The 23,073-nt window shown below is 71.9% G+C and carries 22 protein-coding genes, 1 pseudogene and 1 riboswitch; of the genes and pseudogenes, 7 read left to right on the top strand and 16 right to left on the bottom strand.

All coding sequences use genetic code 11. The features are described 5' to 3' along the window. Positions 1 to 139 precede the first annotated feature (139 nt). Positions 140 to 1,276, top strand: a complete 1,137-nt coding sequence (locus tag ACF07B_RS39335) for an LLM class flavin-dependent oxidoreductase (RefSeq protein WP_392182450.1) — start codon at positions 140 to 142, stop codon at positions 1,274 to 1,276. Positions 1,277 to 1,387: 111 nt separating this feature from the next. Here ACF07B_RS39335 and ACF07B_RS39330 read toward each other — a convergent pair whose 3' ends face one another. The 5 genes from ACF07B_RS39330 to ACF07B_RS39310 form a co-directional block, all read right to left on the bottom strand. Further along, positions 1,388 to 3,067, bottom strand: coding sequence for a dipeptide ABC transporter ATP-binding protein (locus ACF07B_RS39330; protein WP_392182449.1), 1,680 nt, complete (start codon positions 3,065 to 3,067; stop codon positions 1,388 to 1,390). After that, positions 3,064 to 3,987 carry an ABC transporter permease gene (locus tag ACF07B_RS39325; RefSeq protein WP_392182448.1) on the bottom strand — a complete coding sequence of 308 codons (924 nt, stop codon included), beginning with the start codon at positions 3,985 to 3,987 and terminating at the stop codon, positions 3,064 to 3,066. Before ACF07B_RS39325 ends, ACF07B_RS39330 begins: the two co-directional genes overlap by 4 nt. After that, positions 3,984 to 4,943, bottom strand: coding sequence for an ABC transporter permease (locus ACF07B_RS39320; protein ID WP_369480196.1), 960 nt, complete (start codon positions 4,941 to 4,943; stop codon positions 3,984 to 3,986). Before ACF07B_RS39320 ends, ACF07B_RS39325 begins: the two co-directional genes overlap by 4 nt. A gap of 3 nt (positions 4,944 to 4,946) precedes the next feature. Further along, on the bottom strand, positions 4,947 to 6,566 hold the full coding sequence (locus tag ACF07B_RS39315; RefSeq protein WP_392182447.1) for an ABC transporter substrate-binding protein: 1,620 nt from the start codon (positions 6,564 to 6,566) through the stop codon (positions 4,947 to 4,949). 235 nt (positions 6,567 to 6,801) lie between these two features. Next, on the bottom strand, positions 6,802 to 6,918 hold the full coding sequence (locus ACF07B_RS39310; protein ID WP_369480194.1) for a putative leader peptide: 117 nt from the start codon (positions 6,916 to 6,918) through the stop codon (positions 6,802 to 6,804). Between the two features lie 36 nt (positions 6,919 to 6,954). Beyond that, positions 6,955 to 7,068: riboswitch (SAM riboswitch) on the bottom strand. A gap of 415 nt (positions 7,069 to 7,483) precedes the next feature. On the opposite strand from ACF07B_RS39310, the gene ACF07B_RS39305 reads away from it, so the two are divergent. Further along, positions 7,484 to 8,758 (top strand): sulfite oxidase, encoded by a 1,275-nt coding sequence (locus ACF07B_RS39305; RefSeq protein ID WP_392182446.1) that lies wholly within the window; start codon positions 7,484 to 7,486, stop codon positions 8,756 to 8,758. Here ACF07B_RS39305 and ACF07B_RS39300 read toward each other — a convergent pair. The 6 genes from ACF07B_RS39300 to ACF07B_RS39275 all read right to left on the bottom strand — a co-directional run bounded on the left by ACF07B_RS39300 (position 8,745) and on the right by ACF07B_RS39275 (position 12,788). Next, complete coding sequence (locus ACF07B_RS39300; RefSeq protein ID WP_392182445.1) at positions 8,745 to 8,927, bottom strand: universal stress protein; 183 nt, start codon at positions 8,925 to 8,927, stop codon at positions 8,745 to 8,747. The genes ACF07B_RS39305 and ACF07B_RS39300 overlap by 14 nt on opposite strands. A 166-nt stretch (positions 8,928 to 9,093) precedes the next feature. Further along, the gene (locus ACF07B_RS39295; protein WP_392182444.1) at positions 9,094 to 10,101 is read right to left on the bottom strand and encodes an Acg family FMN-binding oxidoreductase; all 1,008 of its coding nucleotides are present in this window, start codon (positions 10,099 to 10,101) and stop codon (positions 9,094 to 9,096) included. Positions 10,102 to 10,372: 271 nt separating this feature from the next. Then, positions 10,373 to 10,651 (bottom strand): SHOCT domain-containing protein, encoded by a 279-nt coding sequence (locus tag ACF07B_RS39290; RefSeq protein WP_362391353.1) that lies wholly within the window; start codon positions 10,649 to 10,651, stop codon positions 10,373 to 10,375. A 139-nt stretch (positions 10,652 to 10,790) separates the two neighbouring features. Continuing rightward, complete coding sequence (locus ACF07B_RS39285) at positions 10,791 to 11,243, bottom strand: OsmC family protein (protein WP_392182443.1); 453 nt, start codon at positions 11,241 to 11,243, stop codon at positions 10,791 to 10,793. 28 nt (positions 11,244 to 11,271) lie between these two features. Next, complete coding sequence (locus tag ACF07B_RS39280) at positions 11,272 to 11,952, bottom strand: CBS domain-containing protein (RefSeq protein WP_392182442.1); 681 nt, start codon at positions 11,950 to 11,952, stop codon at positions 11,272 to 11,274. Between the two features lie 134 nt (positions 11,953 to 12,086). Next, positions 12,087 to 12,788 carry a CBS domain-containing protein gene (locus tag ACF07B_RS39275; RefSeq protein ID WP_392182441.1) on the bottom strand — a complete coding sequence of 234 codons (702 nt, stop codon included), beginning with the start codon at positions 12,786 to 12,788 and terminating at the stop codon, positions 12,087 to 12,089. A 543-nt stretch (positions 12,789 to 13,331) separates the two neighbouring features. Here ACF07B_RS39275 and ACF07B_RS39270 point away from each other — a divergent pair. Continuing rightward, a complete protein-coding gene (locus ACF07B_RS39270; protein WP_392182440.1) occupies positions 13,332 to 14,219 on the top strand; it encodes a universal stress protein in 888 nt (295 codons plus the stop codon). Here the strand turns inward: ACF07B_RS39270 and ACF07B_RS39265 are convergent. Together ACF07B_RS39265 and ACF07B_RS39260 are read right to left on the bottom strand one after the other, a co-directional pair. Then, positions 14,201 to 14,749: a hypothetical protein gene (locus ACF07B_RS39265; protein ID WP_392182439.1), complete on the bottom strand. Its 549-nt coding sequence runs from the start codon at positions 14,747 to 14,749 to the stop codon at positions 14,201 to 14,203. The genes ACF07B_RS39270 and ACF07B_RS39265 overlap by 19 nt on opposite strands. A 215-nt stretch (positions 14,750 to 14,964) precedes the next feature. Beyond that, complete coding sequence (locus ACF07B_RS39260) at positions 14,965 to 15,492, bottom strand: hypothetical protein (protein ID WP_392182438.1); 528 nt, start codon at positions 15,490 to 15,492, stop codon at positions 14,965 to 14,967. Between the two features lie 438 nt (positions 15,493 to 15,930). On the opposite strand from ACF07B_RS39260, the pseudogene ACF07B_RS39255 reads away from it, so the two are divergent. Both ACF07B_RS39255 and ACF07B_RS39250 read left to right on the top strand, forming a co-directional pair. Continuing rightward, positions 15,931 to 16,164 (top strand): annotated as a pseudogene (locus ACF07B_RS39255) (alcohol dehydrogenase catalytic domain-containing protein); the annotation flags it as partial. 312 nt (positions 16,165 to 16,476) lie between these two features. Then, positions 16,477 to 16,923: a universal stress protein gene (locus tag ACF07B_RS39250; protein WP_392182437.1), complete on the top strand. Its 447-nt coding sequence runs from the start codon at positions 16,477 to 16,479 to the stop codon at positions 16,921 to 16,923. Between the two features lie 237 nt (positions 16,924 to 17,160). Here the strand turns inward: ACF07B_RS39250 and ACF07B_RS39245 are convergent, their stop codons facing one another. From ACF07B_RS39245 to ACF07B_RS39235, 3 genes are all read right to left on the bottom strand, one after another. Next, entirely contained in the window at positions 17,161 to 17,619 is a 459-nt protein-coding gene (locus ACF07B_RS39245; RefSeq protein ID WP_362391280.1) for a cyclic nucleotide-binding domain-containing protein, read from the bottom strand. A gap of 153 nt (positions 17,620 to 17,772) precedes the next feature. Continuing rightward, positions 17,773 to 18,291 (bottom strand): DUF2231 domain-containing protein, encoded by a 519-nt coding sequence (locus tag ACF07B_RS39240; protein WP_392182436.1) that lies wholly within the window; start codon positions 18,289 to 18,291, stop codon positions 17,773 to 17,775. 142 nt (positions 18,292 to 18,433) lie between these two features. Next, positions 18,434 to 20,707, bottom strand: a complete 2,274-nt coding sequence (locus ACF07B_RS39235; RefSeq protein ID WP_392182514.1) for a heavy metal translocating P-type ATPase — start codon at positions 20,705 to 20,707, stop codon at positions 18,434 to 18,436. Between the two features lie 232 nt (positions 20,708 to 20,939). Here ACF07B_RS39235 and ACF07B_RS39230 point away from each other — a divergent pair, with 232 nt between their 5' ends. Further along, a complete protein-coding gene (locus ACF07B_RS39230) occupies positions 20,940 to 21,626 on the top strand; it encodes a response regulator transcription factor (RefSeq protein ID WP_392182435.1) in 687 nt (228 codons plus the stop codon). Next, positions 21,623 to 23,023, top strand: a complete 1,401-nt coding sequence (locus ACF07B_RS39225) for a sensor histidine kinase (RefSeq protein WP_392182434.1) — start codon at positions 21,623 to 21,625, stop codon at positions 23,021 to 23,023. Before ACF07B_RS39230 ends, ACF07B_RS39225 begins: the two co-directional genes overlap by 4 nt. Positions 23,024 to 23,073 lie beyond the last annotated feature (50 nt).

Below are 23,073 nucleotides of genomic sequence, written 5' to 3'. Positions count from 1 at the left end.
CCCGTGTGCCGGTGCCATCGCACGACCTGGATCCCACTTCTCCGACGCATCGTCAATTCCGTGCCTCCACGGGGTGCTCGGCTCCGCCGCGCCCCGCCGTCCACGGCACGTCCCCCAGAACTTGAGAAGGGCCATCTCCATGCCAGTGGAGTTCCTTGGTATCGCCGCCACCCACGACGGCTCCGAGACCACCCCGCGCTCCGGTGCCGCCTTCGACAAGGAGTACACGCTCCGGCTCGCGCGGGCCCACGAGGAGAACGGCTGGGACCGGGTGTTGTTCGCCTACGGTTCCGGATCGCCGGACCCCGCCCCGGCCGCCGCCTACATCGCGAGCAGACTGGACCGCCTCCAGATCCTGCTCGCCCACCGGCCCAACGTCTCGTACCCGACCTTCGCCGCGAAAACCTTCGCCACCCTCGACCAGATCAGCGAGGGCCGGCTCGCCGTCCACTTCATCACCGGCGGCAACGACCACGAACAGGGCCGCGAGGGCGACACCCTGACGAAGGACGAACGGTACGCCCGCACCCGCGAGTACATCCGGATCGTCAAGAAGATCTGGACCACCCACGAGCCCTTCGATCACGAAGGCGAGTACTACCGTTTCCGTGATTTCGTGAGCGACGTCTTCCCGGTCCAGCAGCCCCGCCCCAACGTGTCGTTCGGCGGCTCTTCGCCCGCCGCGTACGCCGCCGGTGGCGCCGAGGCCGACATCTACTGCCTGTGGGGCGAGCCCTTGGAGAAGACCGCCGAGCAGATCGAGGCGGTCAAGGCCTCCGCGAAGGCGGCGGGCCGTACCGAACCGCCCCGCATCCAGGCGGCGTTCCGCCCCATCATCGCCCCGACCGAGGAACTGGCCTGGGAGAAGGCCCACCGCACCGTCGGCGCGATCAAGGCTCGCAAGGAGAAGGGCGAGTCGCTCAGCCGGCGGCACAACGGCCAGGGTCAGCCGCAGAACTCCGGGTCACAGCGGCTGATCGCCATCGCCGAGGCGGGGGAGCGGTACGACCGCGCCCTGTGGACCCCGACCGCCGCCGCGACCGGGGGCGCGGGCAACTCCAACGCCTTGGTCGGAACCCCGGAGACGGTCGCCCGTGCGCTGCTGGACTACTACGACCTGGGCGTCGACATTCTCTCCGCCCGCGGCTACGACCTGCTGGACGACGCGATCGACTTCGGCCGGTACGTGATCCCGATCGTGCGCGAGGAGGTCGCCAAGCGCGACGCCGAGCGGGCGACGCGCGGCACGCACCAGCTCGCGGCGGCACACGGCTGACGCCCCGGCCGGAGCGTCTCCTCCGGGCCGGTCCACGGGGCGTCGTCCGCGAAGTCACCCGCGGTGAGCGACGCAAGGGCCGCGGTGGTGGGAGTCGGGTGACGCCGGTCCTCAGCTCGTGATGGTCCCGGCGGCGGGGGAGGGAACCCGGCCGCCGGGGATCGCCGCGAGCAGCTCGCGGGTGTACTCGTGGCGAGGACGCGTGAAGAGGTCCTCCGGAGGACCCGTCTCCACGACGCGGCCGGCCCGCATCACCGCGACCTGGTGCGCGATCTGGCGCACGACGGCCAGGTCATGGGAGATGAAGAGGTAGGCCACCCCCGTGCCGGCCTGCAACTCGGCCAGCAACTCCAGCACTTGGGCCTGCACCGAGACATCGAGCGCGGACACCGGCTCGTCGCACACCACCAGGTCGGGGGAGAGGGCGAGCGCGCGGGCGATCGCCACGCGCTGACGCTGCCCGCCGGACAGCTCGGCCGGCTGGCGCTCCAGCGTGGCCGGGGGCAGCGCCACCCGGTCGAGCAGTTCGCGAGCCCGCGCGAGCCGCGAGGCACGGTCGCCGACCTTGAAGGCACGCAGCGGCTCGGTGATCACCTCACCGATGGAGAAACGCGGATCGAGGGACGCGTACGGGTTCTGGTAGACGAGCTGGGCACGGCGGCGCAGCCCTCTGGCACGGGCACCTCGGGAGGCGGTGACGTCGACGCCGTCGAACAGGACCTGCCCGGCGGTCGCGTCGGCGAGCCGGAGCACCAGCCGGGCCGTGGTGGACTTGCCCGAACCCGACTCACCCACCAGGGCGAGGGTCTGTCCGCGATGGACGGCGAAGCTGACGTCGTCCACCGCGCGCAGGGTCCGGGGGCCGTCCGCGGTGCGAGGCAGCCGGAACTCCTTCACCAGATGGCGCGCCTCCACCAGAGGAACCGTGTCCGCCGTGGCCTCGGGCGCGGACGGGCGGCGGCGGGCCGTGGTCATGCTCGGGGCGCTCGCCAGCAGATGCCGGGTGTACGTGTCCTGGGGATCGGCGAGGACGTCCTGGGTGGCACCCGCCTCCACCACCCGGCCCTGCGCCATGACCACCAGCCGCTGCGCCCGTTCGGCGGCGACCCCGAGGTCGTGGGTCACGAGCAGGATCGCCGTGCCCGACTCCTCGGCCAGGTGCTGGAGATGGTCGAGGATGACCCGCTGCACGGTGACGTCGAGCGCGCTGGTCGGCTCGTCTGCGATGATCAGCTCGGGTCGCGCGGCGATCGCGACGGCGATCAGGGCGCGTTGCCGCATGCCCCCGGAGAGTTCGTGCGGGTACTGCCGGGCCCTGACGGCGGCGTCGGGCAGTCCGGCCCGGCCCAGAACGCCGATCGCCTCGGCGGCGGCCGAGCGGCGGGTCGCGAGACCGTGGATGCGCAGCACCTCCGCGACCTGTTCGCCGATGCGCTTGACCGGGTTGAGCGACACGGTCGGGTCCTGCGGGACCAGCCCGATCCGTGCCCCGCGTACGGTGCGCAGTTCCGCCTCCGACAACGTGGCCAGGTCGTGCCGGCCGAAGCGCACCGCGCCCGCGTCGATGACGCCGTCGTCCGGGAGGAGACGGGTGATCGCGTGCGCGGTCGTGCTCTTGCCGGAGCCGGACTCACCGACCACCGCGGTCACCTGCCCCGGCCACACGTCGAGGTCCACGCCCCGCACGGCCGCCACAGTGCCGCCGTCACGGGTGCGGTACGAGACGGACAGGCCGCGGATCTCCAGCAGTGGTGCGCTCATGTTCTCACCGTTCTCGGCTTCGTCGGTCATCGCTGCCGGGACCATTCGCCGTCCAGGGCCCTCGCGACGCGGTTGGTGGCCAGTACGGTCGCGGCGATCGCCAGTCCGGGGAGCGCGGTCAGCCACCAGGCGTTGGCCAGGTAGTTGCGGCCCTCGGAGATCAACGTCCCCCATTCCGGGGCCGGCGGGGGAGCGCCGTAGCCGAGGAAGCTCAGCGCCGACACGGCCAGGATGGAGGCGCCGAAGTCGAGCGTGGCCAGGACGATCACCGGGCCCGCGGCGTTGGGCAGCACATGCCGGCCCAGCACCGAGTACCAGCGGGCCCCGCAGGAGCGCGATGCCTCCACGAACACCGCCTGACGCACCCGGAGCACCTCGGCGCGGGCGACCCGGGCGAAGGAGGCGACACTGGCGATGCCGACCGCGACGGCCACCTTCACCGTCCCGTATCCCAGCGCGGTCACCAGGGCCAGCGACAGGAACAGCGCGGGGATGGACAGCAGGACGTCGACGAAGCGCATCAGCACGTCGTCCACCCAGCGGCCGACGAACCCGGCGACCACGCCGAGCAGACCGCCCACCACGAACGCCACCAGCACCGCGATCAGCGTGGCCTTGAGGGACAGCTGCGCGCCGTGCACCACGCGGGAGAACACATCGCGTCCCAGCTCGTCCGTGCCGAACCAGTGCGCGCCGCTCGGGCCGCGGAAGTTCTGCGCCGGTACCCCCTTCAGCGGGTCGCGCGAGGTGAACAGCCGGGGCCGGAACGAGGCCAGCACCACCAGCACGAGGACGCCGACCGACAGCAGCAGGCCGGGGCGGCGCAGCACGAACCGCAGCACCGGCCGTCCGCGGACGCGGCGCCCCGGTGCGGGGTCCGGCGGTGTGCCCACCGGGCGAGCGAGACCGAGCGCGGCCTCGGCGGCGTCTTCGACAAGACTCTGGCTCATGCGATGCGTGCCCTTCCGGCCGAGGCCACCACGATCCGCGGGTCGAGCAGCGGATAGACCAGGTCGACGACGAGGTTCGTCGTCACGAAGATCAGTGCGCCGAACGCCACCACCCCCTGGACCACGGGGATGTCCTGGGCCGTGACGGCCGCCGCGGTCACACGGCCCAGGCCGTCACGGGAGAACACCGTCTCGACGACGACGGAACCGGCGATCAGCTGCCCCACCAGCAGTCCGGCGACCGTCAGCGCCGGCAAGGAGGCGTTGCGCAGCGCGTGCCGCAGATGGACCCGCCACCGGCTCGCGCCCTTGGCGCGGGCGGTCTCCACATACGCCTGGTCGAGCGCGGTGAGCAGACTCTTGGCCAGCACCTGCGCGATCAGAGCGCCGGTCGGGACCGCGAGGGTCAGTGCCGGCAGGACCAGCCCCTTCAGTCCGTCGTTGCCGAACGCGGGGAACCAGCGCAGCCGGAAGGAGAACGCCTCCACGAGCAGGAGTCCCACCCAGAACGTCGGGACGGAAACCCCCAGCGGCGGCAGCGACAGCAGAAGCTGCCGCAGCCAGCGCCGGGTGGTGTACGTGGCCGCCACTGCCAGACCGCCGCCGAGGACCACCGCGAACAGCAGTGCCGAAGCCGTCAGTTGGAGGGTCTGAGGCAACGCGTCGGCCACCGTCGAGGCGACCGGGCGGCCGGTGGCGACCGAGTCACCGAAGTCCCCGCGCACCGCCCGGCCGAGATACTCCGCGTACTGCGTGAGCACCGGCTTGTCGAAACCGTACTCGTGCCGCAGGGCGGCGATCTGCCGGGGATCGACCTGCCCCGAGTCCATTCCGGCACCGGCCATCGCCGTGACCGGGTCGCCCGGCAGGTAGTCCAGCACCAGGAACGACACGGTGTACGCCGCCCACAGCACCCCGACCGCCTGCGCGAGCCGCTTGACCACGTAGCCGCGCACGGATCAGCCGATCCAGGTGTCGTGCAACTGGATCCGGCTGGAGGCGTCGAAGGCCAGGCTGTGCACCTTCGTGGACAGGCCCAGCTGCGTCTGGAGCTCCACCACCGGCACGTTGTAGGCGTCGCGCACGATCGACCGCTGTGCCTGCGCCACCAGTTTGCTGCGCCCCGCCGGGTCGGTGGTCGCGGCCTGCGCCGACAGTGTCGTGTCCAGGCCGCTCGCCGGAACGCGGTAGAAGTTGGCCAGCTTCGTGGAGAAGGAGCTGCGCAGGATGTCGGGATCGGCGCGGGTGATGTTGCCCCACGTCGCGTCGAACGCGCCCGACTGCTGTGTCGGCGTCAGCTGGGTGAGCTGAAGCTGCTTGAGCGTCACCTGAACCCCGACAGCCTTAAGTTGCTGCTGTATCAGCTCCAACGCGGGCTGATTGGTGGCGGCGTTGGGAACCCAGTCGATCGTCAGGCTCAGCTTCCTGCCGCCCTTGGTGCGCGTGCCGTCGCCGGCCGCCTTCCAACCTGCCTGGTCCAGCAGGGACTTCGCCTTGGCCGCGTCGAAGGCCAGATCCGGGGCGAGGCTGGTGTAGTCGGGTGTGGTGTGGGCGAGGACGCTGGTCGCCGGCCGGGTGCCTGTGGGGAAGACGGTGTCGGCGATCTGCTTCCGGTCGATGGCCGACAGGATCGCCCGGCGGACCCTGGCGTCCTTCAGGAGGGGCCGCGCGTTGTTGAAGCCGAGTCCGAAGGCGATGCCGGGGTTGGCCCGCCGCTGGAGGGTGACCTGACCGCCCTTGAGCGCCGCCTCGTCGGCCCGGCCCACGCTGCCGATCGCGTCCACCTGGCCGGACCGGAGACTGCCGGCCCGTACGCCCGCTTCCGGCACGACCTTGAACACGAGCTTGTCCAGGTACGCCTCGCCCTTCTTGTCCCACCGTGAGGAGCCCCAGGCGTAGCCGTGGCGCTTGGCCAGGGTGAAGGACTGGTTCTGCACGTACTGCTTCAGCACGAAGGGCCCGGATCCGACCACCCCGTCACTGCACTTCTGCTGCGGTGACCGTTTCACGCTCGCCGAGGACTCGATCCCCAGGGAGTGGGTCGAAGTCGCCTGCAGGAACTGGGCGTTGGGCTGCTGGAAGGTGACCTTGACGGTGAGCGGGTCGACCACCGAGGTGCTCTTGACGCCGCTGAGGTAGCCCTCGGCCAGGGTGCCCAGGACACCGAGACGCGGAACCGCGTCGAAGTTGTCCTTGACGACCTGGGCGGTCAGCGGGGACCCGTCGCTGAAGGTGACACCCGAGCGCAGGTGGAAGGTGAACGCGGTCGCGTCGGTGCTGATGTCCCAGCTCTTCGCCAGCCACGGCACGATCTTGCCGGTCCTGGGATCCTGGTCCGTCAGGGAGTCCACGACCTGGCGCACCGAGTAGATCGTGTCGTTGCTGCCGACCTGCTGGGGGTCCACGCAGCCGGCGTCCGAACCCACGGCGAAGGTCAGGGTTCCGCCGGCCCGCGGCTTGCCGCCCCCGGCGCCGGAGCCGTCGGCCCCCGACCCGCAGGCCGTCAGCAGCACACTGGTGGTGAGAAGGGCGGCGAACGCCGCCCGACGGGGAGATCTGAAATCCGGACGTGCTCTCACGGAGGGTGCTCCTCTTTGTGTCGCCCGGCACGGGGCACGACCACGCACAGGCGTGCGGGCCCGGTCGGCGCGATGCCGTGACGGGGAATGCCCTGCGGGCAGGGGCCGGGCGGAAGGCGGATCAGAAGGATCAGGAAGAAGCGGGAGCCGGGCGGGGACACCTGCCCCGACGACTGGTCACGGACGTGGACCGTCGGTGGGCAAGCCCGTCAGCGCTCCGCTGCGGAAGGGGCCGTCAGGCCTGACAGAAGCAGCTGGTCGAGCGCTTCAGATCGATGTGGCGTCGGCGCGCCAGCCGGGAGAACACCATGGCGACGGAGAAGGAGGCACGAGGGTCATCACCGTGTCGCACAGCGGTCCTCCTCCCATCTCCGGCCCCGGTCATGGGGCCACGCGCTTGCGCGGATCGTCGCTGATCCCGCCGGGCTTTCACCTGGAGCACCCCACCGCGCGGGAGGGTTGCCGGTCAGCAAGCCAGGGCTTGACGCTGACACTCGATGCCGTTGGTGATCGTACGGAGCGGTTCTGACGTACGTCAATGGCGGCACCGGACTCCGCCGGTGAGCACGGGCCGGCCGCCCCCATGCCGGGGATACGGGGCCGGGGCGTCGCGGCCGCCCCGTCAACCGACCTGTCTGGAAGCCGGGTTCACCGGCACGAAGGCTCCGTTGACGCCTTCCGCCCCGTGTGCTTTCATCCCGCCATGCCGAAGTCGGAACCTCTGACCCGCCGCCGCGCCGTGGACCTCGTCCGTGTCGCCGCCGCGTTGTGTCGGACGACCGGCTGACCCCGCGCTTCCGCGAACTTCCGCTCCGGACAAGCCGGTCGAGCACATTCCGGTCGATCTCGCCTATGCCCGCGCCGACTTGCCGCCGAGCCCTCTCGTTCCTCTCGCCCCGTCATGACGAGGACCCGCCATGCCTTCGCCCACGCCCGCCGGCCGACGCTACGAAACCGAGTACGACCGCCGCAGACTGCGCCAGTGGCTCGCCGGTGAGGCCAGAGCGGAGGGGGTCACCCGCCGTCGGCTGCTCACCCTGCTCACCGCGGCCGCCGCCGGAAGCGCACTCGGCACTCCGCGGCCCGCCCACGCCGCCGACCGACCGATCGTCAAACCGCTGCCCCCCGAGTGGTTCATCGAGCGCGGCACCAACGCCGAGACCCGCTGGGAGGCGCTGCGCGGAACCGGCCACCACACCCCCAACGACCTGTTCTTCGTGCGGAACCACACCGCCACACCCGTCCTGAACGCCGACGACTGGCGGCTGCGGCTGTGGGGGAGCGGGTTGCGCGGCGACCGCGGCGAGGACCGTCCCGTGGAGTTCGGCTACGACGATCTGCGCGCACTGCCGGCCGTCACCCGGACCGCGTTCGTCGAATGCGCCGGGAACGGCCGCTCCTTCTACACGACGCAACAGGGGGAGACGGTCACCGGTACCGCCTGGACCCTGGGAGCGATCGGCGTCGCCCGCTGGCGCGGGGTGCGGCTCGGCGACGTGCTGCGCAGGGCAGGACTTTCCCCGCGCGCCGTGGACGTGCAGCCGCGCGGGCTCGACGCCGAGTACGTCAGCGGTGGCGAGAGCCTGGGCCGGGTCCGCCGCCCGCTGCCGCTGGCCAAGGCCCTGGACGACGTACTGCTCGCGTACGAGATGAATGGCGAGCCGCTCCCGTACGACCACGGCTATCCGGTGCGGGTCGTGGTGCCCTCCTGGGTGGGGATCGCGTCGATCAAGTGGGTCGGCGACATCGAGGTGTCCGCACAGCCGCTCTACTCACCCTGGAACACCACCTTCTACCGGCTGTTCGGCCCCGCCCACCCCGAGGGCGGCAGCGCTCCGCTCACCCGGCAGGCCACGAAGAGCGCCTTCGAGCTGGCGAGCGGGGCCACGTTCACGGCCGGCGACCGGCACGTCCTGCACGGACGCTCGTGGTCGGGGGCGGGAGCCGTCGACAAGGTCGACGTCTCCACCGACGGCGGGGCCAACTGGCGGCCCGCCCGGCTGCACGACCGGCCCCGGACCGGCACCTGGACCCGATGGTCCCTCGGCTGGCGGCCCGACACCCCCGGCGCCACCCACCTGCTGGCGCGCGCCACGGACACGGCCGACCGCACCCAGCCGGACATCGCCGTGCCGAACACTCAGGGGTACCTGTTCGGCGCGGTGGTACGGCATCCGGTCAGCGTGGTGTGACGGACGACTTGGACCGGAACGCACACGCACGCGTCTCCGCCGCCATCGCCTCCGACGCGTGCACCAGTCGCAGCGGCACGCCGCGGCGCAACGCCTCCCTGGCCGCCCGGTCGGCGGCGCCGAGACACTCCGGTGAACCGTCCAGTCCTACGACGACGGGTCTGAGCACCGCCGACACCTCCCGGATCGAAGCTGGCTCGGCGCCGCGGGGCACCGGGCCCCACATCTCCAGGGTCACTGACGGATTTCTCCGCGGTCAGGGCCGACCCGGTCGGGGACGGACCCGGTCGGCCCACAGCCGTCTCGTCCGGCTCGACTCGCCATGAGGTGTGGCTTCAGCCCACGACGAGCACTCCTGACACGGCGTCGGGGCGCACGTCCTGCGTCAGGACTTGGCGTGCCGTGCGACGTGGTGAGGACGGTCCCTGCGGGCCGTAGCCGAGGCGGAGCACCATCTGAGCGGATTCCCGCCGGCCCTCGACGAGCTGTTCGCGCAGGTCCGGCCACTCCAGCGCCTGGTGCAGGAGCGATGCCCGTACGCCGTGGGCGGTGGCCAGAAGCAGGACGCGTTCGAGTGCTTCGCCGGCGCGCAGCCAGTCCGTCCGGCGGTCGTGGAGCGTGGACAGTACGGCGATGAACGGCCGCTTCTCGAAGGTGCGGGCGAGGAGTTCCGAGGGGTGCGGGCGGGCGGTGAAATCGCGCATCGGGATCCTGTCCCGGAAGTCCTGCGGGCCGGCCACCGCCGGTGGCATTCCGAGGGACTCGTCGTTGGGCGGGTGAACCCAGCGGCGGCTCTCGGCGGACCGGTCGGCGTCCGCGGTGTTGCGGCGCTCCCCTTCCCGGGTCAGCCCCAGCAGCCTGTCGGTCTCCGCGGTGCCGGGGAATTCCAGCTTGGAGCCTTCCGCGTGGGCGGCTTCGGTGAGTTCCGTCAGGACGGAGACCGGAACCGGCCGGCCGGTGAACGGGAAACGGCTGCTGTGCCGCAGCCATAGAGCCTCGTACAGCCGCGGCGTCGCGGAGAGCCGAGTGGTTCCGGAGAGCTGGAGGGTGGCCAGCAGGTCCGGTTCGCCGGGGCGGGGGAGAAGCCTGGACACGGGTTCCCAGCCGTGGTGGGCGACCGCGACGCGCAGGTTGAACAGGGCGCAGCCGACGGAGACGTGCAGGGCGCGTCCGGACGGGTCGGCGTGCCGCAGGCCGCGTCGCACGACGGCTCGAATTTCCAGTGTGACCGTGTCCGGGTCGAGCCGGAACCGCCAGGGCTGGGTGTTGTGGATGGAGGGAGCGGTGACGGACGCCGCGACCAGCCGTTCCAGGGTCGGGACGTCGAGAGCCGTGATGGACATGGTGTCTCCTCCCGTGTCCGGCGTCGGAAGGCCCGCCGGGCTGTCCGCTGGTCCCGCCCAGCATGGTCCCGTCGGGAGGCCGTGGGGAGAGGCCACTCGGCCCTCGGTCCGGGCCCAGCGGTGCACTTGGGGGAGCCCCGCGGCATCCTCTGCCCCCGGGGGCCACCCGCGCTGGGGGGACCGACGTCCCCGCGCACGAGGACCCCCGGAGAACAACCAACCGGAGGCCGTATCCCCTGCCACAGGAGGCGCGCTGGTGCCGCGCTCGTGGTCAGGGTTTGCCGTACCCCGTGCCGCCCGGACGCAGGACGGCCAGACGGCTGCGGTACTCCTCCTCGTCGATCTCCCCGCGGGCGAAGCGTTCCGCGAGGATCTGCTCCGGCGTCAGGCCGGGGCGTGTCCCCGTCTTCGTTCCACCGTCGGACGACCGGGACACGGCCCGGAACAGCACGACGGCGAAGACGATCAGCAAGGCCCAGAAGAGAAGCATGCCGACCGACATGGTGAACCAGCCCCACCCACTCGGATCATGCCCGTACCAGAACATCACGGTCACCTGCTTCCTCGTGCCACCGGACCCCCGCGGAGCCGGTGCGTCATCGTCGGTGTCGCCCCTCGCCACCCAGCTGTCCCCACCCACCTGCCGTGAGCCGAGAGCCCGCGTCCAGGGGGACGGCCGGCCCCACGGCTCAGCGCTCCATCTCGATGTGAACCGACGGAGGGTCGTGAAGGGTGTTGTGGACGGTGCAGTGCGAGGCGACGGCGAGCAGGGCGGCCTGGCGTTGGGCCGGCAGTTCCGGCGGCGGCACGACGACCAGACGCAGGGACTCGACGCGAGCAGGCAGATCCGCAGCCATGGTGAACTCCGAACGGACCCGCAGCCCGTCGCGGGGCAGTCCGTGGCGCTGCAGGTAGCGGCCCGCGTAGAAGGCGACGCAGGTGGCCAGGGACGCGGCGAACAGTTCGACGGGGGTCGGCGCGATGTCCGTCCCGCCCGCGTCCACGGGCTGGTCGACCAGCAGCCGGTGTCCCCGGATGTCGACCTCGTACGCGTCACCGTCGACATGGGTGACGTCGAGCCGGTGTTCGACGGTGGGCCGTGGCTCTCGCGCGGCCGATGTGTCCTGTGCTGTGCTCGTCATGGCAGCCTCCTCGGCGACGTCCTGAGGCTCAGGAACCGTGCGTCTGGGGTCCTTCGGCGGTCTTCGGCTCGCTGGTGAGCCGCGGTTCGACGTCCACGACGCCCTCGATGGCGCGTACGAGGCGCACCGCGACGGAGATGAGTGAGGTGTCGCGTATGTGTCCGCGCAGGATGACGACGCCTTCGCGCACGCTCACGTGGATGGCATGGCTGAAGCCGGGGAAGAGGTAGGACACCACAGTGCGGCGGACCTCCTCCTCTATGTCCTCATCCGGGCGCAGGAACACTTTGAGCAGATCGGCGCGGCTGACGATGCCCTGGAGCATGCCGATGTCGTCGACCACGGGCAACCGCTTGATGTGCCGGACGGCCATGATCCGGGCCGCCTGCGCGAGCGTGGCGTCCGCGTGGACCGTGACGGCCGGGGTGCTCATGAGTTCCGCCGCCCTCGTCGCACCGGCCTTGGCGGCATCCGAGAGGCGCTCCCGCTGCTGGGAGAGGCCCGGTTCTTCGTCGCGGAACTCCTCCTTCGGCAGCAGGTCGGCCTCGGACACGACGCCGACCACGCGCCCCTCGCCCTCCAGCACGGGCATGGCGCTGACCTTCCACTGCTCCATGGTCCGCACGATCTCCTTGAACGGCGCGTCCCGTCCGACGGCCACGACCGTCTGGGTCATCACATCGCTCACGATGTGCGGAGTGCCGGTCATGTCCCAACACCTCGATTCGTTCTCGTCCTGTCCGGGCCGTGCCGACCCGGCAGGCGCACGTGGGGTCGCGGACGACCGGGCGGGACGATCGCGCGTGAGCCGCCCGGCTCCATGGCGTTCGGCTCCGGGATCGCTCACGTGGCCAGTCCGGCACGGCGCGACGCCTCGGGGCCCGGAGCCTCGGAGGTGTCGTCCAGATGGTGGTGCAGCTCCGCGGAGACATCGACCACTCCGTCCACGCTCTGACACAGGCGCACGACGACCGGGACGAGCGATCTGCGTTCGACGGTGCCCTTCAGCGACACCCGCCCGCCGACGACCCGCACGGTGATCGCGCCGGGAGCGACACCGAGGGTGTGCAGGAGCACCTCCCCGGAGATCTCCTCCCGAATGGCACTGTCGCCGCGCAGGAAGACACGCAGCAGGTCGGCCCGGCTGACCAGGCCTACCAGCCTGTCGGCCTCGTCGACCACCGGCAGCCGTTTGACGTGGTGGCGTTCCATGACCTGCGCGGCCTCGACCGCCGTCCACTGAGGCCTGGCCGTCACGGCCGGGCCGTTCATCAGTCCCTCGGCGGTCGTGGCCTCCGCCTTCGCGCGGTCGTCCGGTCCCGGGCGCAGCGTCGGCAACAGACCGGCCGGATCGAGCTGGGCGGCCTCCTTGCGCAGGAGATCCGCCTCCGAGACCACGCCGACGACGCGTTCGTCGTCGTCCACGACCGGTACGGCGGTGATGTCGTACTCGGCGAGCAGCTTGGCGATCTCCTTGAAACCGGTGTCCTGGCGCACCTTGACGACCGACGTGGTCATGAGGTCGCCCACCGTCCGATGCCTCATGGTTCCCGCCTCCTCGTGCCGTGTTGGTCCCTTCTCCAATCTCCGCCGGGCACGCTGAGACCGCATGGGCCGGACGGTCCAGTTCCCTGCCCCGGGAGGCCCTGGCGGCACCCGCCGGTTCCGCAGCCATGAGTGCGCCACCCGTCCCGCTCCCGGTCGGCGTAGAGCCCGATGACGACTGTGTCCCGCGTATGACGGAAGACCCAGGGCTGGGTGGTGTGCAGCGAAGGTGCCGCGACGGCGTCCGCCACGAGTGCCGTGACGGTGTTCGTCCGGACGATCTCGCCGTCGACGACTCCATGAAAGATCCTCGAAGCGCCGGTCCGGCAGGGGCCCTTGGCCCTGACAACGGGCCCGGTCGACCCTCCCGCGCGCGCCGGGACCGGTCATCCTGTGCCGGCGGGCGCCGACGATCACGGTCTCCCTTCCTGGGCGACCGTGGTCCTTTTGGGGCCGTTCGGCCCGGCCCTTGGGACGAACGGCCACTGCCCGGGGTTTCCAACACGGTGTCACGGTGGAATGACCCCGAACCTTGGAGGGATCATGCTTGCCTTGCACGGACCGGTCGTCGTGGGGGCGGATGGATCCGACAGTGCCACGGCGGCCGTGCGGTGGGCCGCCCTCGAGGCAGCGTCCAGGGATGCACCCCTGCACATCGTGTGTGCCACCTCGCTGGACACCCTGGCCGCGGACGTGCCTTCCGAATCCGTGACCCAGCACGTGCTCGACGCCGGCTCGGCCACCGTGGAGAGCGCTGTCGCGGTGGCGGAGGGCGAGGTTCCCGGCATCCGCGTCGTCCCTCTGGTCAGCCGTGAGGCTGCCGCGCAGGCGCTGCTCGAAGCAGCGGGCGACAACGGCCTCATCGTGGTGGGTACCCGCGGGATCGGCGGGTTCACCGCCCTTCTGGTCGGATCGGTCGGGCTCTCTGTGGCCGCTTACGCGGCAGGTCCCGTCGTCGTGGTGCGCGGTGAGCGCGATCACGTCACCACAGGAGTCGTTCTTGTCGCCCTGCGTGACGAGCGGGACGTCGGTGTCCTGCGCTTCGCGGCACAGACCGCCGTCCGGCACAAGGCTTCGCTGAGGGTGCTGAGCACGTACGCCTACTACCAGTACGCGGGAAGCATGGTTCCGGTGCTCGGTGACCTCGCCGAGGTTGCCGAGGAGCAGGCGAGTCATGCCAACCGCCTCGTAGAGCCCGTACGGGACGAGTTTCCCGGCTTGGCGGTGACCAGCGATCTGGTCCGGGCCCACTCCCCGGCCGGAGCTCTCGTCGACGCCTCCGCCCACGCCGACCTGGTCGTGGTCGGAGCCCGTCGATCCGCGCATGCCCCCGGGGCGCCGCTGGGACACGTCGTCCACGCCGTACTGCACCACGCGCACTGTCCCGTGGCCGTGGTCCCTCACGGTGAGCTTCACCGATCCGAGGCCTGACCGGCCCGCCGGCCGGCACCACGCGCAGCGGTGGCTCCTCGGACTCGCAACCGCTCCGAGGTCGTGGCGCGAGGCGCGAGCGGCGCCCGGATCTGACGGGCCGCGGCGGGCAGCGTGCCCAGATCCGCGGCGCGTCCGGCCCGGCAGTCCTCGCTCGGGGGCTGCCCGACGATGCGTCGGCGGTTCTCCGTCACCGTCTCCAGCAGCGCGGTACCGCCGTCCGGCGGCCGCTCGTCGGCGAGAGCGATCACGTCCGCGCAGCGGGACGGCGAACACTTGCTTGGGCCGGGCGCCGTGACCATCGCCGACGACAGCTTCATCACCGGGCGACCGTCGTACTCCACCGTCTTGCACTCGGAGTCCAGGTACGGGGCGCCGGCCGATACCCCGCCCCGCGTGCCGACGGCGTACATGTCGATCGGTGCCCCGGAGCGCACCAGGTCGTCCACGGCGTACTCGTCGAGCCCGCCGCCGGCGACGATCCGCGCGTCCCGCGGTCCGGCCCGGTCGAGGATCGCCTCTCCACCCATTGCGCCTGGAGAAGGGATGCCGTCACCTTGAGCAGTGGCTCGCCCGCGAGCACGACCCGTCCCTCGGGCACCGCCCGCACCCGGCCGGCGAACTCCAGGCCCGGCAGCGCAGGGGTGGTCATACCCTCCGCAAGGAGGACCGCGCCATCGTCACTTCGTACTGATCCGTGGTCGTCGCGTCTGTCATGAGCGCCACCTCCTCGGCCTGCGTCCGGTCACTGGCGGAATCGCGCGGACCACAGTGGCTCCGCCCGCTCCCACTCGATGCCCCACTGCCTGGACCTGTGCCGGTCCAGCAGCAGACGCGTGCCCGCCCAGACCCCGTAGACCCCGATGGCCGTGCCGAACGCCGCCGCGCCGCCCATCGCCCAACCCGTGGTCCTCGCGGTGAGGGCGCTCGTGGGCGGGTCGGTGACGGTTCCGTTCCGGTCCACCCACACACGTACGGCGGTGCCCTCGGGCGTTCCGGGCTTCACCAGGACCGCCGCGGTCCGTACGACTCCGTCGGCGCCGGTCCAGCGGACCTGTGCCCGCTGCTTCGCCACGTAGGTGTTGCGCTCCACGTCCTCGGCCAGCCGGGCGGAGACCTCGTGCCGTTGCCCCGCCTGGGCCCGGGCCGCGCTCATCGACGTCCCGTACGCAGCCATGCCCGCGCCGTAGGCCGCCAACGGCAGGCCGACGGCGAGGACGACCATCAGGAGACGCCGGAGCCACCACTCGAACACGTCGGATGGCCGCTTCAACGGATTCGCGCCCCTCGGCACGTGTTCGTTGCGCGGCGAGGGCGGACCGGACGTGTATGGCGAGCCTTTGGCGTTCATGGGCCGGCCTCCAGCGGTTGGCTGCTCGCTGTCCCCACTCCTGCCGTCAGTTTCGGACACAGGCGGGTTCGGGGCATGGGCCGAAGGTCCCTGGCGGACCGGTTTCCGGCCCGGGGAGCCGTGGCGTGCGCCGAGGCGAAGGTGTTGCGTCCCCGTCTCCGAGGGCCCTCGCGCCCGGGCCGCGGTCTGCGCGCCGTCCGTCCGGACCGGCCCGCCGCGTCCCGCCGTAGGAGCGGACCCGGTTGCCGGGGAGCTGGGCCGGAGCGACCGTGGAAGCAGGGGAGCGAGGGAGTGAGCACCGTGTGAGCGCTCGTCTACCACGGACCGGGACAGAGCTCCTGGGACACCGCCGCGGACCCCGTGATCGAGGAAGCGACCGAAGCGATCGTCCGCGTCGACGCCACCACCGTCTGCGGCACCGACCTGTGCGTCCTACGGGGCGACCTCCCGGGGGTCAAACCGGGCATGGTGCTCGGCCACGAGGCCGTCGGCGAGGTCCTGGAGGTGGGACCCGGCGTTCATCACCCGCGCCCCGGCAACCAGGTGATCGTGTCGGCCGTGTCGGCGTGCGGTCGCTGCGGGGAATGCCGTGACACCGCGAGGCCGAACGGCACGGCGGGCGTGGGCCGGTCGCCAGGGGCACTCAGGCCCTACCCGCCGCCGAGGACGGGGCCGGTCGGCCGCAACTCGCTCCCAGCCGCCTCGGCGAGAGCGCCCTCCATCAGACGTAGGGCCGAGGGCAGGTCATGAGAGCCTCCTTCAGATCGCCTCCAACCCTGGAACCGCGTGACGACTGCCGCGGATGCCCGGGGCCCGGGCCCTGGCTGAACGCTTCGCATGTCGCAGGGGGTAGGTCTTGGATCGATAATTCAGGCAGGGGCCGTGGGGCAGAGGGAAGGCCGCGACATGAGTGACAGCGGGAGAGACGCGGGGCGGATCGTGGTGGGTGTGGACGGCTCGGAGGCTTCCAAGGCGGCGTTGCGATGGGCGGTGGCACAGGCGCAGGCGTCCGGGGCGGTCGTCGAGGCGCTCGCGGCGTGGGAGGCGCCTGCTGACTGGTACGGCCTGGTGCCGAAGACCGACGACAAGACGGTGGCGGCGGAGGGCGTGGCGCAGCGGCTCGAAGCCATTGTCGCGGAAACGGTGGGCACGGAGCCGTCGGCCGAGGTTCGCACGACGGTCACCGAGGGGAACCCGGCGTCCGCTCTGGTGGACGCCGCGCACGACGCGCAGCTGCTGGTGGTCGGGAATCGTGGACATGGACGGTTCAGCGAAGCGCTCCTGGGATCGGTGAGCCTGCGCTGCGTGCAGCATGCGAGGGTCCCTGTCGTAGTCATCCCTGCGGCCGGGTAGTCCAGCCGTCCCGGAGTCTGCAGCCTCTTTGGCCTCTCTGGATTCCACCTTGGGCACCTGGTCACCCGACCGTCGCCCCTCCAGCACGGGGAGAGCGCTGACCTGTCACTGTTCCGTGCGCTCGATGATGTCCCTGAACAGGGCTTTGCGGCCCACCCGCGACGACGGCACCCGTCATCACGTCACTCACCCGATGCGGGCTGTTCCGCTAGGTCTTCTCCTCACCGGGCCACGTCGTCATGTCAGGCCGATGCTGCCGTGAGGGGCGTACAGGTCCAGCAGCCGGACACGGGAGGCGTGCAGCCGATGGGCGACCACCCGCCCGACCCAGACGGCGATCGCCCGGCCGAAGTCGGGGTCCCCGGCGCACAGCGCCCGAACGGCCTCGGCGTCGAACTCCCAGGTCCGTACCGGGCTCATCGCCTCGGCGCCCAGCTGCCAGATGTACGGCGGGAAGTGCCAGGACCAGCCGACGAGTTCGCCGTGGCCGAGTGTCTCGATCACGGCGGGCCGCCGACCGGGTACGTGGAGGTCGAGGGCGACGGTGCCGGTGCGCACGATCCAGAAGTGGTCGGCGCGCCTGCCTTCCTCGAACAGGCGCGCCCCTGCGTCGAAGGAGACCTCGCGGGCGAGCTGGATCAGGCGTTCGCGGTGCACGGCCTCAAGAGCCGTGTTCAGGGTGGTGGCGGAGGTCATTGCACCGGCTCCCTTCATGAGGGTGTGCTTCCAGCCTGGGCGCGTTCGGGTTCCGGCGCCACAGGCCGATCGGGCCTGGCCAGGGACCTTCGGCCCACATGCGCAGGGCCGAGGTCACGTCGCAGGACCTGCTTCAGCCGCGTTCCCGTCTTGTCAGTCGTCGCCGTGCTGCGTGGCCGTCTTCGAGTAGTTGTCGTGCCAGGCGGCCTTGGCGCCCGAGTCTCCGATCCGGTAGACGTCCACCACGGCGCCGACGGCGACGGCGACGGAAAGGACCGCGATCGCGCCCCGAACCAGTACCGGGAGGGGCAGTGAGGCAGCGGACGTGCCGTCCACCGCGGGCGCCGAGCGGCGGGCCGTCCACCAGACGACCGCCGAGATCACGAAGAGGCCGAGCGCCCAAGGCAGCAGGCCGTCGCCGAGTTCGGCGTGCTTGCGCACCAGCGGGTCGCTCCCGACGTGCTGTTCCAGCCACTCACCCGCGTGTGTGGACACCGGCACGGTCGCCAACGTCACAAGCGTCAGGACGGGCAGGATCAGGCCGAGCCGCCGGGCTGCGCGGGGCCAGATCGCGCACGCTATGAGTGCCAGGGCGCTCAGAGGCACGAGCACGATGACGAAGTGCACGAACAAGATGTGTGCGGGCAGTCCGTTGACGATCGTGAGACTCATGTGGGCTTGCTCCATGGAGGTGGTCGGACCGATGGCGTGGGTTGGATCTTCGGAGGAACCCGCGCACCCTTTCACAGGGACTTCTCAGTTCCCTCTGAGCTTCACCGGAATCACTGCCTCCTCGGGGCCCAGGCGGTCCGGATCAGGGAGCGAGTGAGAAGTAGCTCTCCTCCTCCTGGCTGAAGTGCAGCCGGAGAACGGAATGGAGCCCGTACAGACAGGCCCGCAGGTCGTCGATCTGTTCCGGCTTCAGTCCGCCCGCCTCGTCCGCCATGCGGAGGTGCGTCGTGATGCGGCGGGACAGGCGTGCGATCTCGGTGTGGGCGCGGCTCATGGTTTCGGTCGTTTCCGGTCCGCCGAGTTGTCTGTTCAGCGCGGGGTAGAGCTGGTGCTCCTCCGCGAGTTCGTGAGGGAGCAGCCGGGTGGTGAGCAGGTGGTCGACGTGGCGCACGGCGGCCAGCGATCCCGGACCGTCCTGCGCGGAGAGCAGTCCGGCGGCTTCACGGATGGCGTCCAGTGCGTCCCTGAGATCGTCGTGTTCGGCGGCGAAGCGGTGGATGAGGTCCTCGGCGTCCGGTTCGAGAGCGGAACGGGCGCTGCGAGCCGGCAGCAACGCGCGCAGGGCGTTGAGGATGACGGCGACGTCGATGGCCTCCTGGAGAAGGGCTCCGACGGCGGGCGGCAGCCATCCCAGGAGGGCCGCGATCATGGCGACCAGCGACAGCGCCATCCCGCCCGCGGCGCTCTGGACCGCGATCCGGCGGGCCCTGACGGCGATCTCCATGGCGTCGGCGAGACGGTCCACCCGGTCGGTCGTGAGGATGATGTCGGCGGCTTCGGAGGTCGCGGTGGAGCCGCGGGCGCCCATGGCCACGCCGATGTCGGCGGCGGCCAGGGCGGGTGCGTCGTTGACGCCGTCGCCGACCATGACGGTGACGGCCCGTGCGCGTTCGGCCCGTACCGCCGCCACTTTGTCGGCGGGAAGCTGACCGGCCCGGACATCGTCGAGGCCCAGCACCGCTCCCACCTCTTGGGCGGGCTCCGCGCGGTCGCCGGTGAGCATCAGCAGCCGGGTCAGCCCGGCCGATCGCAGCCTGCGGACGGTGCGTGGGGCGTCGTGGCGCAGCGGGTCCTGGAGCAGGACGGCACCGGCGAGGGCGTCGTCGACGGTGAGCCAGGCGACGGCGGCCCCGTCGAGAACGGCGCGGTTGTCCACGGCATGGGCCCAGTCGGGGAGTGCTGCCTGGGCGAGGCCGGACCTGCCCACGGCGAGGCGGAGGCCGTCCACGGTGCCGGCGGGTCCGCGCCCGGGTTCCTCCGTGACGTCGGCGGGCACGGACAGCGTGAGGTTCCGGATGCGTGCCTCGCGGACGATCGCGTCGGCCAGCACATGTGCCGAGACCTGGTCGAGCGAGGCGGCCAGCCGCAGCACCTCGGACGGGGAGCGCCCGGGGGCGGCGGCGACCCCCAGGACGCGGGGTCGGCCCGCGGTCAGGGTGCCGGTCTTGTCGATCACCAGGGTGCGCGCCCGGCCCAGCCGCTCCAGCGCCCCGCCGTCCCGGACGATGACACCGCGACGGGCCGCCCTCGACAGTCCGGAGACGACGGCGACCGGCGCGGCGAGCAGCAGCGGGCAGGGAGTCGCCACGACGAGGACGGCGACCGCGCGGTCGGCGGATCCGCTCAGCAGCCAGGCCAGGCCGGCCATTCCCAGCGACAGTGGCAGGAACCAGGCCGCGTAACGCTCGGCCAGCCGCACCGAAGGTGCCCGCTCCGCACCCGCGTGCTGAGCCATCCGTACGATCTCCGCGTACGTGCTGTCCTGCGCGGTGGCGGTCGCCCGGAGTTCGAAGACACCGCCCGCGTTGACGACGCCACTGCGTACGGGCTCGTGCGTGCCGCGCTCGACCTGGGCCGACTCGCCGGTCAGCACGGACTCGTCGAGTTCCGCCGTACCGGCCAGGACGCTGCCGTCGACGGGGACCACATCTCCGGGACCGACCACGAGCACGTCGCCGACGACGACATCGGCGAGCGGGACCACGGTCACCTTCCGGCCGGTCCGGCGGCGGGCCGAGCGGGGGGCGTGCTCCAGCAGGGCCCGCAGGTCGTGGGAGGCCCGGCGCTCGGCCGCGGCGTCCAGCGCCCGGCCGGTTGCCAGCATCAACGCGATCAGCGCGCCCGCCAGGTACTCGCCCACCGCGAGGGTCCCGACCAGCGCCAGCACGGCGATCAGGTCGACTCCGGCCCGTCCCTTCCGCAATGCGGCCACGACCCAGGCCACGGCGGGAACGACGGCCAGTACCGTGCCGGCCGCCCAGCAGGCGTCGGCGACGCTCTGGCTCCCGGCCGCCCAGGCGATGCCCCCGCTCAGCAGGGCGACCGCCGTCGCGACCAGCAACGCCGGTTCGAGCAGCCGACGGACATTCCGGGCCTTCGGCTCCCGACCGTCCCCGGTGTCTCTCCTGTTCGACACGGCAGCGACCCTCCGGCTTCTGCTCCCGACACGTCACTCCCCTCGGGCGCGACGGCGTCTCCGGGTGTCCATGGAACCGCGCGTACCGCGCCGCACGGCAGGGCCGAACGGTCCACAGAGAGGGGCCCACCGGCCAATCCGGGCACGGCCGGCGGAATCGTACGATGTCGGTGTGCTTGTTCTGGTGGTCGAGGACGACCCGGGGATCGCCGCTACCCTGGTGCTGGGCCTGGAGCGGGCCGGGTACCGGGCGCGCGGTGTCGGCACCGGACAGGAAGCCTTGGCGGCGGTCCCGGAGCCCGATGTGGTGCTTCTGGACCTGGGGCTGCCCGACCTGGACGGCATCGAGGTCTGCCGCCGGATACGGAGCCGCTCCGACGCGGCGATCATCGTGGTGACGGCGCGTGGCGAGGAAGGCGACCGGGTCGCGGCCCTGGACGAGGGCGCCGATGACTACCTGGTCAAACCGTTCGGCCTGGCGGAGCTGCTGGCACGGATCCGGGCCGTGCTGCGCCGCGTCCAGCCGTCCGGCTCCGAGCTGTTGCGGCACGGCCCCCTCACGGTGGACCCGCGGACCCGCAAAGTGACCGTCGAAGGCCACGAAGTCGGGCTCACACCGAAGGAGTTCGACATCCTGGAGTGTCTGGCCGCCGACCCTGGGCGGGTGATCACCCGGCAGGAGGTCCTGGAGCGCGCCTGGGATGCCCACTGGTACGGCCCCACCAAGGTGCTGGACGTGCACATCGCGGCGCTGCGCCGCAAGCTCGGCGTCCCCGGGCTGGTGGAGACCGTGTACGGCCGCGGATTCCGTCTCGGAGCACCCGGGCCGGGCCGGGACCCGGACGCCGGCGCGCGATGACCCGGCGGATCGCACTCACCTTCATGGCGCTGATCGTCCTGCTGCTGGTGCTGGCGGTGGTGCCGCTGGGGCTGTCCATGACACAGCGCGAGCAGACCTCGTTCCGGGACACGACCGAGGCGGCGAACCGGACGATCGCCGCCGCGGCCGAGGAGTACCTGTCGGACCAGCGCTCTCCCGCCGCCATGCGACGGCTCCTGGAACAGGCCGAGCGGGCAGGCGACTGCGCCGCGGTCTTCGACACGGCGGGACGTCCCGTGGCGGCCACCGCGTGCCCCGGACGAACGGGTGAGGGCGAGGAGGACGATCAGGCCGCCGGCTACTGGGGCGACCTGGCACACCAGGTGCTCGTCCACCCGGGAACGGCGGCGCGTGAGCGGGACGACCGGCTGGTCGTCGCGGAGCCGATCGGCGACACCACGCATCCGGTGGGGGTGGCCGTGCTGTCCCGGTCGGCGGAGAGCATGCACGACCGGATCGCCTCGATGTGGTGGCGACTGGCGCTGATCGGCGCCGGCGCCCTGGTGGCGGGCGTGCTGTTGTCGGTTGCGCTGGCCCGTTGGGTCGGGCGCCCGCTGCGGGCCGTTGACGCCGCCGCGCTGCGGCTCGGCGAGGGCGCCCTGGACGTACGGGCGCCGGGCGGGCGCGGGCCGCAGGAGGTGCGCAGGCTCGCCTCGACGTTCAACACCATGGCGGCACGCATGGAGGCCCTCATCCACGGGCACCGGGCGGTCGTCGCCGACGTCTCCCACCAGCTGCGTACGCCGTTGACGGCGCTGCGGCTGCGGCTCGACCTGCTGGCGGCAGCCGACGACGCCACGGCGGCGGAGTTCGCCGGAGCGCAGGAGGAGATCGCCCGGCTGTCCCGGCTGGTGGACGGGCTGCTGGCCGTGTCACGGGCGGAGAACGCGGTGCCCAGGCCGGTTCCGGTCCGGGTGGACCAGGTGGTGGACGACCGGGTCGTCGCGTGGGAGCCGGTGGCCCGTGAGCGGCGAGTGTCGCTCACCGGGCGCTGCGACGCCCGGCTGACGGCGTACCTGGGATCCGGCGATCTGGAGCAGGTGATCGACAACCTGGTGGCCAACGCCCTGGACGCCGTGGGGGAAGGCGCGGCGGTCCGAATCGAGGGCGACACGGCGCGTGGGCAGGCGCTGCTGCGCGTGGTGGACAACGGGCCCGGGATGAGCGAGGCGGCGCGCGAGGCGGCGTTTCGCAGGTTCGGCAATCCGGAGGCGTCCGGCAGCGGCCTGGGGCTGGCCATCGTGCACCGGCTGGTCACCGCCAACGGCGGCACCGTACGGCTGGAGGAGACGGCCGGCGGGGGGCTGACGGTGGTGCTGGAACTTCCCGCGCTGCCGCCGCAGGGGCCGTCGCGCGGCCCGCGGGCGGGATCTTAACTTCGTCTGAAGAACTCCTGAACCGGTTCCCGACGGGTCGCCAGGCAGCC

Origin of the sequence: Streptomyces sp. NPDC015532 (assembly GCF_043078065.1) — a bacterium.
Taxonomy (GTDB): domain Bacteria; phylum Actinomycetota; class Actinomycetes; order Streptomycetales; family Streptomycetaceae; genus Streptomyces.
The sequence above is the reverse complement of the archived record's forward strand: the minus strand, read 5'-3'. Positions and strand labels throughout refer to the sequence as shown.